Source organism: Pseudomonas sp. PGPPP1, from assembly GCF_002255865.1.
In the GTDB taxonomy this organism is placed as follows: Bacteria; Pseudomonadota; Gammaproteobacteria; order Pseudomonadales; family Pseudomonadaceae; genus Aquipseudomonas; species Aquipseudomonas cremoris.
This window is the reverse complement of record NZ_NKIG01000010.1, coordinates 137,371-150,364: the sequence shown is the minus strand read 5'-3', so window position 1 is coordinate 150,364 and position 12,994 is coordinate 137,371. Positions and strand designations below refer to the sequence as shown.

At 61.7% G+C, this 12,994-nt stretch carries 14 protein-coding genes; 7 read left to right on the top strand and 7 right to left on the bottom strand.

Going from position 1 to position 12,994, the window contains the following annotated elements:
- Positions 1 to 7: 7 nt before the first annotated feature.
- Positions 8 to 871: a LysR family transcriptional regulator gene (locus tag CFE47_RS13970; RefSeq protein WP_286837813.1), complete on the bottom strand. Its 864-nt coding sequence runs from the start codon at positions 869 to 871 to the stop codon at positions 8 to 10.
- A 102-nt stretch (positions 872 to 973) separates the two neighbouring features.
- On the opposite strand from CFE47_RS13970, the gene CFE47_RS13965 reads away from it, so the two are divergent.
- Entirely contained in the window at positions 974 to 1,873 is a 900-nt protein-coding gene (locus tag CFE47_RS13965) for a DMT family transporter (protein WP_286837811.1), read from the top strand.
- Here CFE47_RS13965 and CFE47_RS13960 read toward each other — a convergent pair.
- The gene (locus tag CFE47_RS13960) at positions 1,824 to 2,582 is read right to left on the bottom strand and encodes a substrate-binding periplasmic protein (RefSeq protein WP_286837810.1); all 759 of its coding nucleotides are present in this window, start codon (positions 2,580 to 2,582) and stop codon (positions 1,824 to 1,826) included. The two genes, CFE47_RS13965 and CFE47_RS13960, sit on opposite strands and share 50 nt — an antisense overlap.
- Before the next feature lie 133 nt (positions 2,583 to 2,715).
- Between CFE47_RS13960 and dnaX the strand changes: the two genes are divergently transcribed.
- From dnaX to CFE47_RS13935, 5 genes are all read left to right on the top strand, one after another.
- Positions 2,716 to 4,764, top strand: coding sequence for a DNA polymerase III subunit gamma/tau (dnaX, locus tag CFE47_RS13955; RefSeq protein ID WP_286837808.1), 2,049 nt, complete (start codon positions 2,716 to 2,718; stop codon positions 4,762 to 4,764).
- 43 nt (positions 4,765 to 4,807) lie between these two features.
- Positions 4,808 to 5,146 (top strand): YbaB/EbfC family nucleoid-associated protein, encoded by a 339-nt coding sequence (locus CFE47_RS13950; RefSeq protein WP_003175481.1) that lies wholly within the window; start codon positions 4,808 to 4,810, stop codon positions 5,144 to 5,146.
- Between the two features lie 290 nt (positions 5,147 to 5,436).
- Positions 5,437 to 6,471, top strand: coding sequence for an NADPH-dependent curcumin/dihydrocurcumin reductase (gene curA / locus CFE47_RS13945; RefSeq protein WP_286837806.1), 1,035 nt, complete (start codon positions 5,437 to 5,439; stop codon positions 6,469 to 6,471).
- 66 nt (positions 6,472 to 6,537) lie between these two features.
- A complete protein-coding gene (recR, locus tag CFE47_RS13940) occupies positions 6,538 to 7,140 on the top strand; it encodes a recombination mediator RecR (protein WP_015885312.1) in 603 nt (200 codons plus the stop codon).
- 199 nt (positions 7,141 to 7,339) lie between these two features.
- On the top strand, positions 7,340 to 8,488 hold the full coding sequence (locus CFE47_RS13935) for an acyl-CoA dehydrogenase family protein (RefSeq protein ID WP_286837804.1): 1,149 nt from the start codon (positions 7,340 to 7,342) through the stop codon (positions 8,486 to 8,488).
- A gap of 123 nt (positions 8,489 to 8,611) precedes the next feature.
- On the opposite strand, the gene CFE47_RS13930 is transcribed toward CFE47_RS13935, so the two are convergent.
- Positions 8,612 to 9,160 carry an adenine phosphoribosyltransferase gene (locus tag CFE47_RS13930; RefSeq protein WP_286837803.1) on the bottom strand — a complete coding sequence of 183 codons (549 nt, stop codon included), beginning with the start codon at positions 9,158 to 9,160 and terminating at the stop codon, positions 8,612 to 8,614.
- Between the two features lie 79 nt (positions 9,161 to 9,239).
- The gene (gene fnr, locus CFE47_RS13925; protein ID WP_016979302.1) at positions 9,240 to 9,974 is read right to left on the bottom strand and encodes a fumarate/nitrate reduction transcriptional regulator Fnr; all 735 of its coding nucleotides are present in this window, start codon (positions 9,972 to 9,974) and stop codon (positions 9,240 to 9,242) included.
- A gap of 154 nt (positions 9,975 to 10,128) precedes the next feature.
- Here fnr and CFE47_RS13920 point away from each other — a divergent pair, with 154 nt between their 5' ends.
- Positions 10,129 to 10,599 carry a hypothetical protein gene (locus tag CFE47_RS13920; protein WP_286837799.1) on the top strand — a complete coding sequence of 157 codons (471 nt, stop codon included), beginning with the start codon at positions 10,129 to 10,131 and terminating at the stop codon, positions 10,597 to 10,599.
- A gap of 6 nt (positions 10,600 to 10,605) precedes the next feature.
- Here the strand turns inward: CFE47_RS13920 and hemN are convergent, their stop codons facing one another.
- The 3 genes from hemN to ccoS form a co-directional block, all read right to left on the bottom strand.
- Entirely contained in the window at positions 10,606 to 11,988 is a 1,383-nt protein-coding gene (gene hemN / locus CFE47_RS13915; protein ID WP_286837797.1) for an oxygen-independent coproporphyrinogen III oxidase, read from the bottom strand.
- Positions 11,989 to 12,091: 103 nt separating this feature from the next.
- Positions 12,092 to 12,775, bottom strand: a complete 684-nt coding sequence (locus CFE47_RS13910; RefSeq protein ID WP_286837795.1) for a sulfite exporter TauE/SafE family protein — start codon at positions 12,773 to 12,775, stop codon at positions 12,092 to 12,094.
- On the bottom strand, positions 12,768 to 12,980 hold the full coding sequence (gene ccoS / locus CFE47_RS13905; protein ID WP_033900568.1) for a cbb3-type cytochrome oxidase assembly protein CcoS: 213 nt from the start codon (positions 12,978 to 12,980) through the stop codon (positions 12,768 to 12,770). The genes CFE47_RS13910 and ccoS overlap by 8 nt, the downstream gene beginning before the upstream one ends.
- Positions 12,981 to 12,994 lie beyond the last annotated feature (14 nt).

The following is a 12,994-nucleotide window of genomic DNA, read 5'->3' as shown; positions in this document are numbered from 1 at the left end:
AGTTAGGCTAGCCGAACGTCTCCCGCAGCAACCCGGCAAACGCATCCCGCGCCAGGTGCCGCTGGGTGTCTTTGTGCCAGAACAGCAGGTTGTCCACGGCCTGCAGTTCTTCAAACCGGTAAGACGCCAGTTGGTTGGCCTGCTCATAGCGCGCCAGGATGCCCTCTGGCGCCAACGCCACGCCGATCCCCGCACTCACGCAGCCGATGATTGTGCCCCAGCTGGCATAGCTGGCGATGCTTGGCTTGAAGTCGTGGGGCTTGACCCAGTTTTCCAGCGCCGCGCGGTAGGGGCAGCCGGGCGGCCATACCAGCAGGGTGCGGCCGGCCAGGTCGGCGGCGTTGCGGATCGGTTCGCTGGAGGCGCTGGCGATCAGCACCAGGCGCTCGCTGTAGACCACGCTGTGTTCAAGCTTGGCGCGTTTGCCGCCGGACGCCACCAGCGCCACATCCAGGCGGTGATGTTGCAGGTCGTCGAGCAGTTGGCCCCAGGCGCCAGTCACCAGTTCCAGGCTCACATCCGGGTAGCGCCGGTGATACTCCGCCAGTAACGGCGGCAGGCGGCCGCTGGCACTGGACTCCACGGCGCCGATGCGCAAGGTGCCACGGGGAATGGCGTTGGCGTCCACGGCGCGTTTGGATTCGTCCACCAGCGCGAGAATGCGTTCGCAGTACTCCAAAAAGATCTCACCGGCGGCACTGATGGCCAACCCACGCCCGGCACGGATAAACAGCGGGGTGCCCAACTCGCCTTCCAGTTGCTTGATGCGCGTGGTGATGTTGGACGGCACGCAATGCAACTGCACGGCCGCCTGGGCCACGCTGCCGGTTTGCGCCACGGCTCGCACCATTTTCAGTTGGGCCAGTTCCATTGCTCAGTTCCAGTGATTTCAGAAGTCAGAAACGGTTAATTGTCCTACGCCTTGCGCGGCCCAAGACTGACGGCATTCCTTCTCAGTTTCTGGATACCTTCGATGAATACCCCGTCACCCGTGAAGCTTACGCTAGTCATTGCCGGCGTCATCCTTTGTTGGGCTTATTCGCCGATTGGCGTGCACATGGGGCTGCACAGCTACAGTCCTGGCCAGTTGGCGTTGCTGCGGTTTTTGATTGCGTCGGTGTTCATGGCGGGTGTGGCGCTGGTGATGGGTATCGGTCGACCGCGGGTGAGGGATCTGCCGTGGTTGCTGGTGTTGGGTTTTTTCGGGGTGTTCCTGCATCACACCAGCCTCAATCACGGGCAGCAGTTCGTCACGGCGGCGGCGTCCAGCGTATTGGCGCAGTCGGCGCCGCTGTTCAGCGTGTTGATCGCATTTTTCTGCTTGAAGGAGCGGGTCAGTGCCTGGCGTTGGGGCTGCGTGTTGCTGGGGTTGCTCGGCGTGCTGGTGGTGATCTGGGGCGATCATGGCGTGGGTGATATTGACCCGCGTGGCTTGCTGATCCTGCTGGCAGCGGTGTCGTGGAGCGTGTATTTCGCCCTCCAGAAACACTATGCCCATCGCTACAGCCCGCTGACCATGGCGTGCTACATGGTGTGGGCGGGCACCTTGATGTTGCTGGTGAACCTGCCGGGCCTGCCCGCTGCCGTGGTGCAGGCGCCGTTGCCGGAGAACCTGGCGGTGCTGGTGCTGGGCATCTTTCCGAGTGCCCTGGCGTACCTGGCGTGGGGGTACGTGTTGAAGCATGTGGAGGTCAGCCGCGCGTCGGTGGCGATGTATTTGATCCCGCCCGTGGCGATGGTGATGGCGGCGACATTGTTAGGCGAGCACATTGCTGCGCAGGTGGTGTTGGGCGGGGTGATTGTGCTGGCCAGTGTGGCAGCCATCAGTCTTGAGGGGCGCTGGGTGCGGTCTCCCCAGTGTACAGCCGGATGATGTCGTCGATCTCGCCGGACATCTTCATCCGTAGCAGCGTGCGCAAAATCGGTTGCACTGGCACGTTTGGGTCATTGCGCACAATGCAGCCCAGGCTCAGCTCCTCGATCGCTGCCACTTTATGCAGCCGGCGACCTTCTGGCATGCCCAGGTTGAAACGGTCCAGGGTCCATTCATTGATGACGGCGTACTGGTAGCGTCCGGCCACCAGCTTTTGCAGCACTTGCTCTTCGTTGCGAGCGTCGTCGCGAGTGAGTTGGCCTTTGGCGAACAGCGCGTCTAGGGTGGAGTAGCGGTAGTTGAGCACTGTGCCGATCGACTGCGGTGCCAGCTTGGCCAGTTGCACCGGTTGCGCCGGAGCGCGGGGGCTTACCAGCACGTTGCGCTGCACCATCAGGGGCACGCTCCAGATGTAGTCGCCGGAGAGGTTGTCGACCCAGGCTTGGGCGACATAACAGCGTATGTCGATGTCGCCGTGTTCCATGGCGCCGGCAATGCGCGCCCGAGCCAGGACATGGAACTGCGCCGGGCGCCCGACCTGGGTGGCCAGGCTCGACATCAGGTCATAGAGGATGCCTTGGGTGGGCTGGTCGCCGTCCAGCTGCACCATGGGCATCGCCCAGCTGTCGGAAACCGAGAAGCGCAGCGGTGTGGGCGCTGCCAGGCTTGCCGTGGTGATCATCCATAAAGCGCCCAGGACTACGCGCATACACTCTCCGGGTTCAGGCCTTTTCGGGGCCAGCCAACAGAGCTTAGTCAGATTAGGCGAGCGTGCCGGATGCAATTTCCCCCTTGCTCCGCTAGCATTACCGGCTTCTGTTTCCCAGTTGCGACGGTTTTCGATGAGTTATCAGGTTCTTGCACGTAAATGGCGTCCGCGCTCGTTCCGCGAAATGGTCGGCCAGACCCATGTGCTCAAGGCTCTGATCAATGCCTTGGACAGCCAGCGGCTGCACCACGCCTACCTGTTTACCGGGACCCGTGGGGTGGGCAAGACCACCATCGCGCGCATCATCGCCAAATGCCTAAACTGTGAAACCGGTATCACTTCTACGCCTTGCGGCACCTGCTCGGTGTGCCGGGAAATCGACGAAGGCCGTTTTGTCGACCTGATCGAGATCGACGCCGCGAGCCGCACCAAGGTCGAAGACACCCGCGAACTGCTGGACAACGTGCAGTACGCGCCCAGCCGCGGGCGTTTCAAGGTCTACCTGATCGACGAAGTGCACATGCTTTCCAGCCATTCCTTCAACGCACTGTTGAAAACCCTGGAAGAGCCGCCGCCCTACGTCAAATTCATCCTGGCCACCACCGACCCGCAGAAACTTCCTGCAACCATTCTGTCGCGGTGCCTGCAGTTCTCCCTCAAGAACATGACGCCTGAACGGGTCGTCGAGCATCTGACCCACGTGCTGGGCGTCGAGAATGTACCGTTCGAAGACGACGCGCTGTGGCTGCTTGGCCGCGCCGCCGATGGCTCGATGCGTGACGCCATGAGCCTCACCGACCAGGCCATCGCCTTTGGTGAAGGCAAGGTCATGGCCGCCGATGTGCGCGCCATGCTCGGCACCCTGGACCATGGCCAGGTATTCGACGTGCTGCACGCCTTGATCGAAGGTGACGCCAAGGCATTGCTCGAAGCCGTGCGCCACCTGTCGGAGCAAGGTCCGGACTGGAACGGCGTACTGTCTGAAATTCTCAATGTGCTGCACCGCGTTGCCATCGCCCAGGCTTTGCCTGAAGGTGTCGACAATGGTCATGGCGATCGCGACCGCGTGTTGGCCCTGGCCCAGGCACTGCCGGCCGAAGATGTGCAGTTCTACTACCAGATGGGCCTGATCGGCCGCCGGGACTTGCCCTTGGCGCCGGAGCCGCGCGGTGGCTTTGAAATGGTCATGCTGCGAATGCTGGCCTTCCGGCCAGCCGACTCGGCAGACGCACCGAGACAGCCGCTAAAGCCAGTGGGGATCAGCCAGGCCACAGTTGATTCCGCCAAACCAGTGGCTGGCGCGGCAGTCGTTGCGCCAGTGGTTGCTGCGCCTGCGCCAGAGCCCTTGCCGGTCGTGGCGGCGCCCGTGGTTGAGCCGCAACCTGCACCAGTTGCAGAGGCCGCGCCGGTCGTCGATTTGCCATGGAATGACCCGGTAGAAGCCGAGGCCGAGCCCGAAGTCGAGCAACAGCCGGCGGTGGAGCCCGTTCTGGAAACCACCGGTGAGCAGCCGGAACTCACACCGATGCCCACGCCAACCCCGGACAGCGTAGTGCCGGATGCGCCTGAGTGGGTGTCGGCGCCTGTGCCGGAGCCGACCGTCGCCCAGGTGGAAGCTGCGGTGCCGGGTATCGATGACGACGAACCGCCGCTGGACGAAGACTACATCGAGCCGGACATGGATTCGGCCTACAGCTACCTGGACGATCTGGCCAGCGAGCACACCGCCGAGCCGGCCCCCGAGCCCGAGGCGGAACCCGCTGCCGCGCCGGCCACGGGCTTGGCCTTGCAATGGCTGGAGCTGTTCCCGAAGCTGCCGATCTCCGGCATGACCGGCAGCATCGCCGCCAACTGCACACTTATCTCCATCGATGGCGACCACTGGTTGTTGCACCTGGACCCGGCCCACAGCGCCCTGTTCAACGCGACCCAGCAACGTCGCCTCAACGATGCCCTGAACCAGTACCATGAGCGCACGCTGACCATCGCCATCGAGTTGATCAAGCCTGAGCAGGAAACCCCGGCCCAGGCCGCGACCCGCCGGCGTATCAACCGCCAGCGCGAAGCAGAAGACTCGATCCACGGTGATCCGCTCATCCAACAAATGATGCAACAGTTCGGTGCGGTCGTCCGCCACGATACTATTGAACCTGTCGAAGCCCTGGTGCCCCAAGCGTCATGACACCGGGCAACTAACTTGATCCACGTACTTTGAGGTGATTCCCATGATGAAAGGTGGCATGGCCGGCCTGATGAAGCAGGCGCAGCAGATGCAGGAAAAGATGGCCAAGATGCAGGAAGAACTGGCCAACGCCGAAGTCACCGGTAAAGCCGGTGGCGATATGGTCAGCGTGGTGATGACCGGTCGTCACGACATCAAGCGCGTGAGCATCGACCCAAGCGTATTGCCGGGCGTAGGTGAAGATGACCTGGAAATGCTGGAAGCGTTGTTCGCAGCAGCCGTCAACGACGCGGTGCGCAAGATCGAAGCCAACAGCCAGGAAAAAATGGGCGGCGTGACCGCTGGCATGCAACTGCCACCGGGCATGAAGCTGCCGTTCTGATCGGCGAGCGTTAGCTAGACTCCAATGCCAGGCCCAGTGCCTGGCATTTTTGTATGTGCTCGTAGTGAACGCAGTTGCTGTGGTGAGCGGGCTTGCACCCGCGCTGGGGCGCAAAGCGGCCCTAAAACCAGGCGCCGGGTTTTACCTGGAATGGTACGGTGAGTTTAATGGGGCTGCGGCGCAGCCCAGCGCGGGGCAAGCCCGCTCACTACAGGGTCATCTGTTCTGAACCCTGGCACTGCAAAGACGGTCTGCACCCTATACCGATGGATTCGTTAAAGGAGCCCCTGATGCCTCAACAACCGATTCTGAACCAGCGCATTGTCCTGGTCTCACGCCCCCAGGGTGCGCCAACCCCGGAAAACTTCCGCCTGGAGCGTGTGAACCTGCCGGAATTGGCAGACGGCCAGGTGTTGCTGAAAACCCTGTACCTGTCCCTCGACCCCTACATGCGCGGGCGCATGAGTGACGCGCCTTCCTACGCGGCACCGGTTGAAATCGACGAGGTGATGACCGGCGGGGCTGTCAGCCGTATCGAGCAGTCACGTAATCCGAAGTTCGAAGTGGGTGACCTGGTGGTCGGTTCCACCGGCTGGCAAAGCCACAGCATTTCCGACGGCCACAACGTGATACCAGTGCCTAAGGGCTTGGCCAGCCCCTCGATGGCCTTGGGCGTGTTGGGTATGCCGGGCATGACGGCCTACATGGGCCTGATGGATATTGGCCAGCCCAAGGCCGGTGAAACCCTGGTAGTGGCGGCCGCGTCCGGCGCAGTGGGCTCGGTTGTTGGCCAAGTGGCCAAGCTCAAAGGCTTGCGGGTGGTGGGGATCGCGGGCGGTGCGGACAAATGCCGCTACGTGGTGGACGAATTGGGCTTTGATGCCTGCATCGACCATAAGAGCGCGGATTTCGCCAACGAACTGGCGCTGGCCTGCTTCAAAGGCGTGGATATCTATTTCGAGAACGTCGGCGGCAAGGTCTTCGACGCGGTCGTGCCATTGCTCAATCCCAAGGCACGCATTCCCCTGTGTGGTTTGATCGCTGGCTACAACGCCCATCAGCCACCCAGCGGTCCCGACCGGCTGCCGGCGCTGCAACGCACGTTGCTGACCAAGCGGGTACGTATCCAGGGCTTTATCGTGTTCGATGACTATGGCGACCGTCATCCTGAGTTCATCAGCGCGATGGCTCCGTGGGTGCGCGAGGGTAAGGTGAAATTTCGTGAAGACGTGGTGGACGGCCTTGAGCAAGCGCCCGAAGCGTTTATCGGTTTGCTCGAAGGGCGCAACTTCGGCAAGTTGGTGGTGCGGGTCGCACAGGATTGACCATTTGACGCTAATCCGGGGCGCGGGTATAAACCGCGTCTCGTTGTTTTGTCGGACCTTTCGCCCATGAGCTTCAGCCCCCTGATTCGCCAACTGATCGACGCCCTGCGGACCTTGCCGGGTGTGGGCCAGAAAACCGCCCAACGCATGGCGCTGCAACTGCTGGAGCGCGACCGCAGCGGCGGCACCCGGCTGGCACAGGCCTTGAGCCAGGCCATGACCGGAGTGGGCCACTGCCGCCAGTGCCGCACCCTCACCGAGGAAGAACTCTGCCCGCAATGCGCCGACCCGCGCCGCGACGACACGCTGCTGTGCGTGGTGGAAGGGCCGATGGATGTGTACGCGGTGGAGCAGACCGGTTATCGCGGGCGCTACTTTGTGCTCAAGGGCCACCTGTCACCGCTGGATGGCTTGGGGCCGGAAGCCATCGGCATTCCGCAGCTGGTCGCACGCATCGAAGAACAAGGCACTTTCACCGAAGTGATCCTGGCCACCAACCCGACGGTGGAAGGCGAGGCGACGGCGCATTACATCGCCCAACTGCTGACCAACAAAGGCCTGATCACCTCGCGGATTGCCCATGGCGTGCCGTTGGGTGGTGAGTTGGAATTGGTAGATGGCGGGACGCTGGCGCATTCGTTTGCAGGTCGCAAGCCGATCGCGCTCTAAGCAACACAGCAAAGCAAAATGTGGGAGCGGGGTTGCTCGCGAAAGCGGTGGCTCAGTCAGAAAACCTGTACCTGATACACCGCTTTCGCGAGCAAGCCCGCTCCCACATTAGTTTTGCGTTGCCAGTGATAGCTGTGCTTGGCTTGAAAACCAAGCAAGCGCTTGGTAATTTCGCTCCACCTCTGCGTGGAGTTTGCCGATGTCTGCCTATCAGGATTACTTCGACCCCAGCCACCAATTGGTCCGCGACAGCGTGCGTCGTTTTGTCGAACGCGAGTTGTTGCCGGGCATCGAGCAGTGGGAGGAGGCTGGAAGCTTTCCCCGTGAGCTCTACCTCAAGGCGGGCGCGGCGGGAATTTTAGGCATCGGTTATCCAGAAGCGCTGGGCGGCAGCCACGAAGGTGATCTGTTCGCCAAAGTGGCGGCCAGTGAAGAGCTGATGCGCTGCGGTTCTGGCGGGGTCGTGGCGGGGCTCGGGTCACTGGATATCGGCCTGCCGCCGGTCGTCAAATGGGCACGGCCCGAGGTGCGCGAACGCGTGGCACCGCAGGTGTTGGCAGGCGAGAAGATCATCGCCCTGGCCGTCACCGAGCCCGGTGGTGGCTCGGATGTGGCCAACCTGCAAACCCGCGCCATTCGTGATGGCGACCATTACCGCGTCAGCGGCAGCAAGACCTTTATCACCAGCGGTTTCCGCGCCGACTTCTATACCGTCGCCGTGCGAACCGGCGGGCCTGGCTTCGCAGGCATTAGCCTGTTGCTCATCGAAAAGGACACCCCCGGTTTCACCGTTGGCCAGCCACTGAAGAAAATGGGCTGGTGGGCGTCGGACACGGCTGAGTTGTTCTTCGATGATTGCTGTGTGCCGGTAGGCAACCTGATCGGCGCCGAGAACATGGGGTTTGCCTGCATCATGGGTAACTTCCAAAGCGAACGCCTGGCCCTGGCGCTGATGGCCAATATGACCGCACAGATGGCACTGGAGGAGAGCCTCAAGTGGGCCGCCCAACGTCAAGCCTTTGGCAAACCCATTGGGAAATTCCAGGTGCTCAAGCATCGCCTCGCGGAAATGGCCACGGCGGTGGAAGTCTCGCGGGAATTCACCTACCGCCAGGCGGCGAAGATGGCCGGGGGCAAGAGTGTGATCAAGGAAATTTCGATGGCCAAGAACCTGGCGACCGATACGGCTGACCGGGTCACTTATGACGCGGTGCAGATTCTGGGTGGGCAGGGCTACATGCGCGGCAGCCTGGTGGAGCGGCTTTACCGGGACAACCGTATCCTGTCGATTGGCGGTGGGACGCGGGAGGTGATGAACGAGATCATCAGCAAGCAGATGGGGCTTTAGCCCTGTGTTGTTATTGAAGGCCCTATCGCAGGCAAGCCAGCTCCCACATTTGACTGTATTCGCAAATCAAAATGTGGGAGCTGGCTTGCCTGCGATAGGGCCGGCACAGTCAACCAAGAACTGTTACTGCTCGCTCAACCCAAACTGCGTCAAACAAAACGTCGCAATCCCCATATCTTCTAGCCGCTGCGACCCACCCAACTCTGGCAAATCAATAATCGCCGCCGCTTCAAAAATCTTCGCGCCCATGCGCCGTACCAGGTTCGCCGCTGCAATCAAGGTACCTCCCGTGGCAATCAGGTCATCGAACATCAGCACCGAATCGCCTTCGCACAGGCTGTCGGCATGCACTTCAAGGAAGGCCTCGCCGTATTCGGTCTGGTAACCCTCGGCCAGCACGTCGGCCGGCAGCTTGCCCTGCTTGCGGAACAGGATCAGCGGTTTGTTCAGTTGGTAGGCGATGATTGAGCCGATCAGGAAGCCGCGCGCGTCCATCGCGCCGATATGGCTGAAATCGGCCTCGACGTATCGGTGGGCAAAACTGTCGGCCACCAGGCGCAAGGCGCGGGGCGATTGGAACAGCGGCGTGATGTCTCGAAAGATCACCCCAGGCTTGGGAAAGTCGATGACGGGGCGGATAAGGGATTTGATGTCGAACGAATCGAAGGTCATCGTCGAAGAGTCCTGGGGCTGGAAACGGACTCGAAGTATACCTGCGGCCTCACCGGTTGGCGCGACCGCAGTGTCTGGATCAGCCCTCTAGCGAGCCCCCGGCCAGCGCGCACAACTGGATCGGGTCGAGGATATGCACTTCCTTGCCCTCGGCCGCGATCAGCTCGTTCTGCTGGAAGCGGGTAAACACGCGGGACACGGTTTCCACCGCCAGGCCCAGGTAGTTGCCGATTTCGTTACGCGACATGCTCAGGCGGAACTGGTTGGCCGAGAAACCTCGGGCACGGAAACGTGCCGACAGGTTGACCAGGAAGGTTGCGATGCGCTCGTCGGCGGTCTTCTTCGACAACAGCAGCATCATTTGCTGGTCGTCACGGATCTCGCGGCTCATCACGCGCATCAACTGGCGGCGCAATTGCGGCAGTTGCAGGGCCAGTTCGTCCAGGCGCTCGAAGGGGATTTCGCACACCGACGTCGTCTCCAATGCTTGGGCCGACACCGGGTGAATCTCGGTGTCCATGCCCGACAAGCCCACCAGTTCGCTGGGCAGGTGGAAGCCGGTGATTTGCTCTTCGCCGCTGTCGCTCAGGCTGAATGTTTTCAACGCACCCGAACGTACTGCATAAACGGAATCGAACTTGTCGCCCTGGCGAAACAGAAACTCGCCTTTTTTCAGTGGGCGGCCGCGTTTAACGATGTCGTCCAGCGCATCCATGTCTTCCAAATTCAACGAAAGTGGCAAGCAGAGGGGGGCCAGGCTGCAATCCTTGCAATGAGCCTGGCTGTGAGCGCGCAGTTTAACTGGCTCGGACATTTCTTAAATCCTTGTGGGAAAACACACATAAGACGTAAGGGTAACGCACTGGGGGGCGCCGAGGCCAGCCTGTACAAAAAACCGGCAGCGGTATAAAGATTTGTCAAAGTTCGCCGATGTACTGCTATCGAATACGAGCTCGGTGGTTCAGATCATGCTTCCTCTCAGTACCCAACTTGCCTTTCGTACCCAGATCCCGGTAGCGCCTGACACCAAAAAGGCTGCCGAGACTGACGCTGCCGCAGTGACCGGTACGCCGGCTGCCGACGAGACCAAGCCTGCGGTTTCCGTGACTATTTCCGGCGCAGCAATGAAAGCGGCGGCGGCAGAAAAGACTTCCAACAGTGACATCGACGACAGCGGCCTGTCGGATAGCGTCAAGAATCTGCTGAAGATGATTCGTGAGATCAAGAAGCAGATCGCCGAGAAGCAGGCCGAAATGGCTGCGGTCATGGCCGACAAGAGCCTCAGCCCGGAACAGGCGCAAGCCAAAGTCGCGGGCCTGCAATCAGCCTTGGCCGGGTTGCAGGCAGGCTTGACCACGGCTCAGGTAGCCTTGGCCAAGGCGATGAAAGACATGAGCGCTGAGGCTGCTGTAAAGACTGCCGCGTTGGCGATGAAGTAAGCACCGTCAAATCACCCGTGAAAATCGCTGCCTGTTCTGGTGCTCCAGGTAGGCATCGAACACCATGCACACCGACCGCACCAGCAGCCGCCCGGCCGGCAGTACCTGAATGCCCCGAGCGTCTAGCTCGATCAGGCCGTCGGCGGCCATGGCCTCAAGCTGCGGCCAGATGTCGTCGAAATACCCGCGAAAATCAATGTTGAAGGCCTGCTCGAGCTTCTCGAATGCCAGGCTGAAATTGCAGATCAACTGCTGGATCACTTCCCGCCGCAACCGATCATCCGTGGTGCATACCAGGCCGCGGCTGGTGGCCAGTTGCGCGCTGGCCAACGTGTTCTGGTAGGCGTTGAGGTCGCTGCTGTTCTGGCAATACAGGTTGCCGATCTGGCTGATGGCCGACACGCCGAGCCCGATCAAGTCGCAATGGCCGTGGGTGGTGTAGCCCTGGAAGTTACGCTGTAGGGTGCCTTCCTCCTGGGCGATGGCCAGTTCGTCATCTGGCAGGGCGAAATGGTCCATGCCGATGTAGCGGTAACCGGCCTGGGTCAGTTGCTCGATAGTGGTTTGCAGCATCAACAGCTTTTCTGCGGGGGAGGGCAGGTCGTCGGTGTTGATACGCCGCTGGGGCATGAAGCGTTCCGGCAGGTGCGCGTAGTTGAACACCGACAGGCGGTCCGGTTGCAAGCGAATCACTTCGTCAACGGTGCGCGCAAAATTCAGCGGGGTCTGCTTGGGCAAGCCGTAGATCAGGTCGATATTGATCGAACGAAATTGCAGGGTGCGCGCCGCATCGATCACCGCACGGGTTTCTTCCAGGCTTTGCAGGCGATTGACCGCCCGTTGCACCTCGGGATCGAGGTCTTGCAGGCCGATGCTCACGCGGTTGAAGCCCAGTTCACGCAGCAGGCCCATGGTGGCCCAATCTGCCTCGCGGGGGTCGATCTCGATGCCGTAGTCGCCGGAGTCGTCGTCCAGCAGGTTGAAGTGCTGACGCAGGCAGCCCATGACCTGACGCAGTTCATCGTGGCTGAGAAAGGTCGGCGTGCCACCGCCAAAGTGCAGTTGTTCCACCGGCTGCTTGGGGTCGAGGTGGCACGCCACCAACTGGATCTCCTGCTCCAAGCGCTGCAGATAAGCGTGGGCGCGGCCACGGTCCTTGGTGATCACCTTGTTGCAGGCGCAGTAGTAGCAAATGTTCGCGCAGAACGGCACGTGCACATACAACGACAAGGGCCGCACGGCCTTGCGACTGTCGCGCAGGGCGTGGAGCAGGTCGAAGGTGCCGACCTGGCTGTCGAATTGTACGGCGGTGGGGTAGGACGTGTAGCGCGGTCCCGCCAGGTCGTAGCGGTGAATCAGATCGGTGTCCCAACGAATGGCGTCGAGCATGCGGGCGGTCCCCCGGATAGGCTAATGGGCCGAGTCTAGGGGCGTGGCCGAGGGGGCATGTTGATTTGCATCAACGGGGAGCGGCGCTATGCCACATAGCCTTTTAGTGGCCCATTAGCCAGTGCTGATGGGGGCCAGGCAGCGTCCAGATACCGAACAGAATCACCAGCAGCCCACCGGCCATGCGCACGCTGCGTTTGCGTAGCAAGGCCGTGATGCGTTCCGCTGCCAGCCCGGTGGCCAAAAGCACCGGCCAGGTGCCGAGGCCGAACGCCAGCATCAGCAAACCACTGTCCAGCGCATTGCCCTGGCTCGCGGCCCACAGCAATGTGCTGTAGACCAACCCACACGGCAGCCAGCCCCAGAGCGCGCCCAGCAGCAACGCGCGAGGCAGGCTGGACACCGGCAGTAATCGGCTGGCAATTGGCTGGATATGCCGCCACAGGCCGCGCCCGAGGGCTTCGATGCGGGTCAGGCCGCTCCACCAGCCGGCTAGGTACAAGCCCATGCTGATCAATAACAGCCCGGCCAGCACACGCATGAACATGGCAGCCGGGCTGTTGGCGACAGCCCAGCCTGCCAGGCCGATCAATACACCGGCCGTGGCATAGCTGAGGATGCGCCCCAGGTTGTAGGCCAGCAGCAGGCGAAACCGCCGGCTGCGTTGTTCGGGGGGAATCGCCAGCGTCAATGCGCCCATCAAGCCGCCGCACATGCCCAGGCAATGGCCACCGCCGAGCAGGCCGAGGATCAGCGCGGAAACCAGCAGCGGGGCCAACTCAAGCATGCGGTGGGTCTTTGGGCGGTTGTTCCGGATGGTTGGCTTCTTCGATGCCGGCCAGGTGGTTCGGGTCCTGGTCGTCGAACAGCACGCTGTGGGCCGGGCCGTCGAGGTCGTCGTACTGGCCGCTGTCCACGGCCCAGAAGAAGATGTAGATGGCGACGCCCACCAACAACAGCGCCGCCGGAATCATCACGTAGAGAGCTGGCATCGGTACTCCATGCC

Bases quoted from the DNA above. Each gene is read 5' to 3' on its own strand.
- ccoS (WP_033900568.1), bottom strand. From the start codon at position 12,980: ATGCCAGCTCTCTACGTGATGATTCCGGCGGCGCTGTTGTTGGTGGGC.
- CFE47_RS13930 (WP_286837803.1), bottom strand. From the start codon at position 9,160: ATGACCTTCGATTCGTTCGACATCAAATCCCTTATCCGCCCCGTCATC.
- fnr (WP_016979302.1), bottom strand. From the start codon at position 9,974: ATGTCCGAGCCAGTTAAACTGCGCGCTCACAGCCAGGCTCATTGCAAG.
- CFE47_RS13960 (WP_286837810.1), bottom strand. From the start codon at position 2,582: ATGCGCGTAGTCCTGGGCGCTTTATGGATGATCACCACGGCAAGCCTG.
- curA (WP_286837806.1), top strand. From the start codon at position 5,437: ATGCCTCAACAACCGATTCTGAACCAGCGCATTGTCCTGGTCTCACGC.
- CFE47_RS13910 (WP_286837795.1), bottom strand. From the start codon at position 12,775: ATGCTTGAGTTGGCCCCGCTGCTGGTTTCCGCGCTGATCCTCGGCCTG.
- CFE47_RS13965 (WP_286837811.1), top strand. From the start codon at position 974: ATGAATACCCCGTCACCCGTGAAGCTTACGCTAGTCATTGCCGGCGTC.
- CFE47_RS13950 (WP_003175481.1), top strand. From the start codon at position 4,808: ATGATGAAAGGTGGCATGGCCGGCCTGATGAAGCAGGCGCAGCAGATG.
- CFE47_RS13920 (WP_286837799.1), top strand. From the start codon at position 10,129: ATGCTTCCTCTCAGTACCCAACTTGCCTTTCGTACCCAGATCCCGGTA.
- CFE47_RS13970 (WP_286837813.1), bottom strand. From the start codon at position 871: ATGGAACTGGCCCAACTGAAAATGGTGCGAGCCGTGGCGCAAACCGGC.
- dnaX (WP_286837808.1), top strand. From the start codon at position 2,716: ATGAGTTATCAGGTTCTTGCACGTAAATGGCGTCCGCGCTCGTTCCGC.
- CFE47_RS13935 (WP_286837804.1), top strand. From the start codon at position 7,340: ATGTCTGCCTATCAGGATTACTTCGACCCCAGCCACCAATTGGTCCGC.
- recR (WP_015885312.1), top strand. From the start codon at position 6,538: ATGAGCTTCAGCCCCCTGATTCGCCAACTGATCGACGCCCTGCGGACC.
- hemN (WP_286837797.1), bottom strand. From the start codon at position 11,988: ATGCTCGACGCCATTCGTTGGGACACCGATCTGATTCACCGCTACGAC.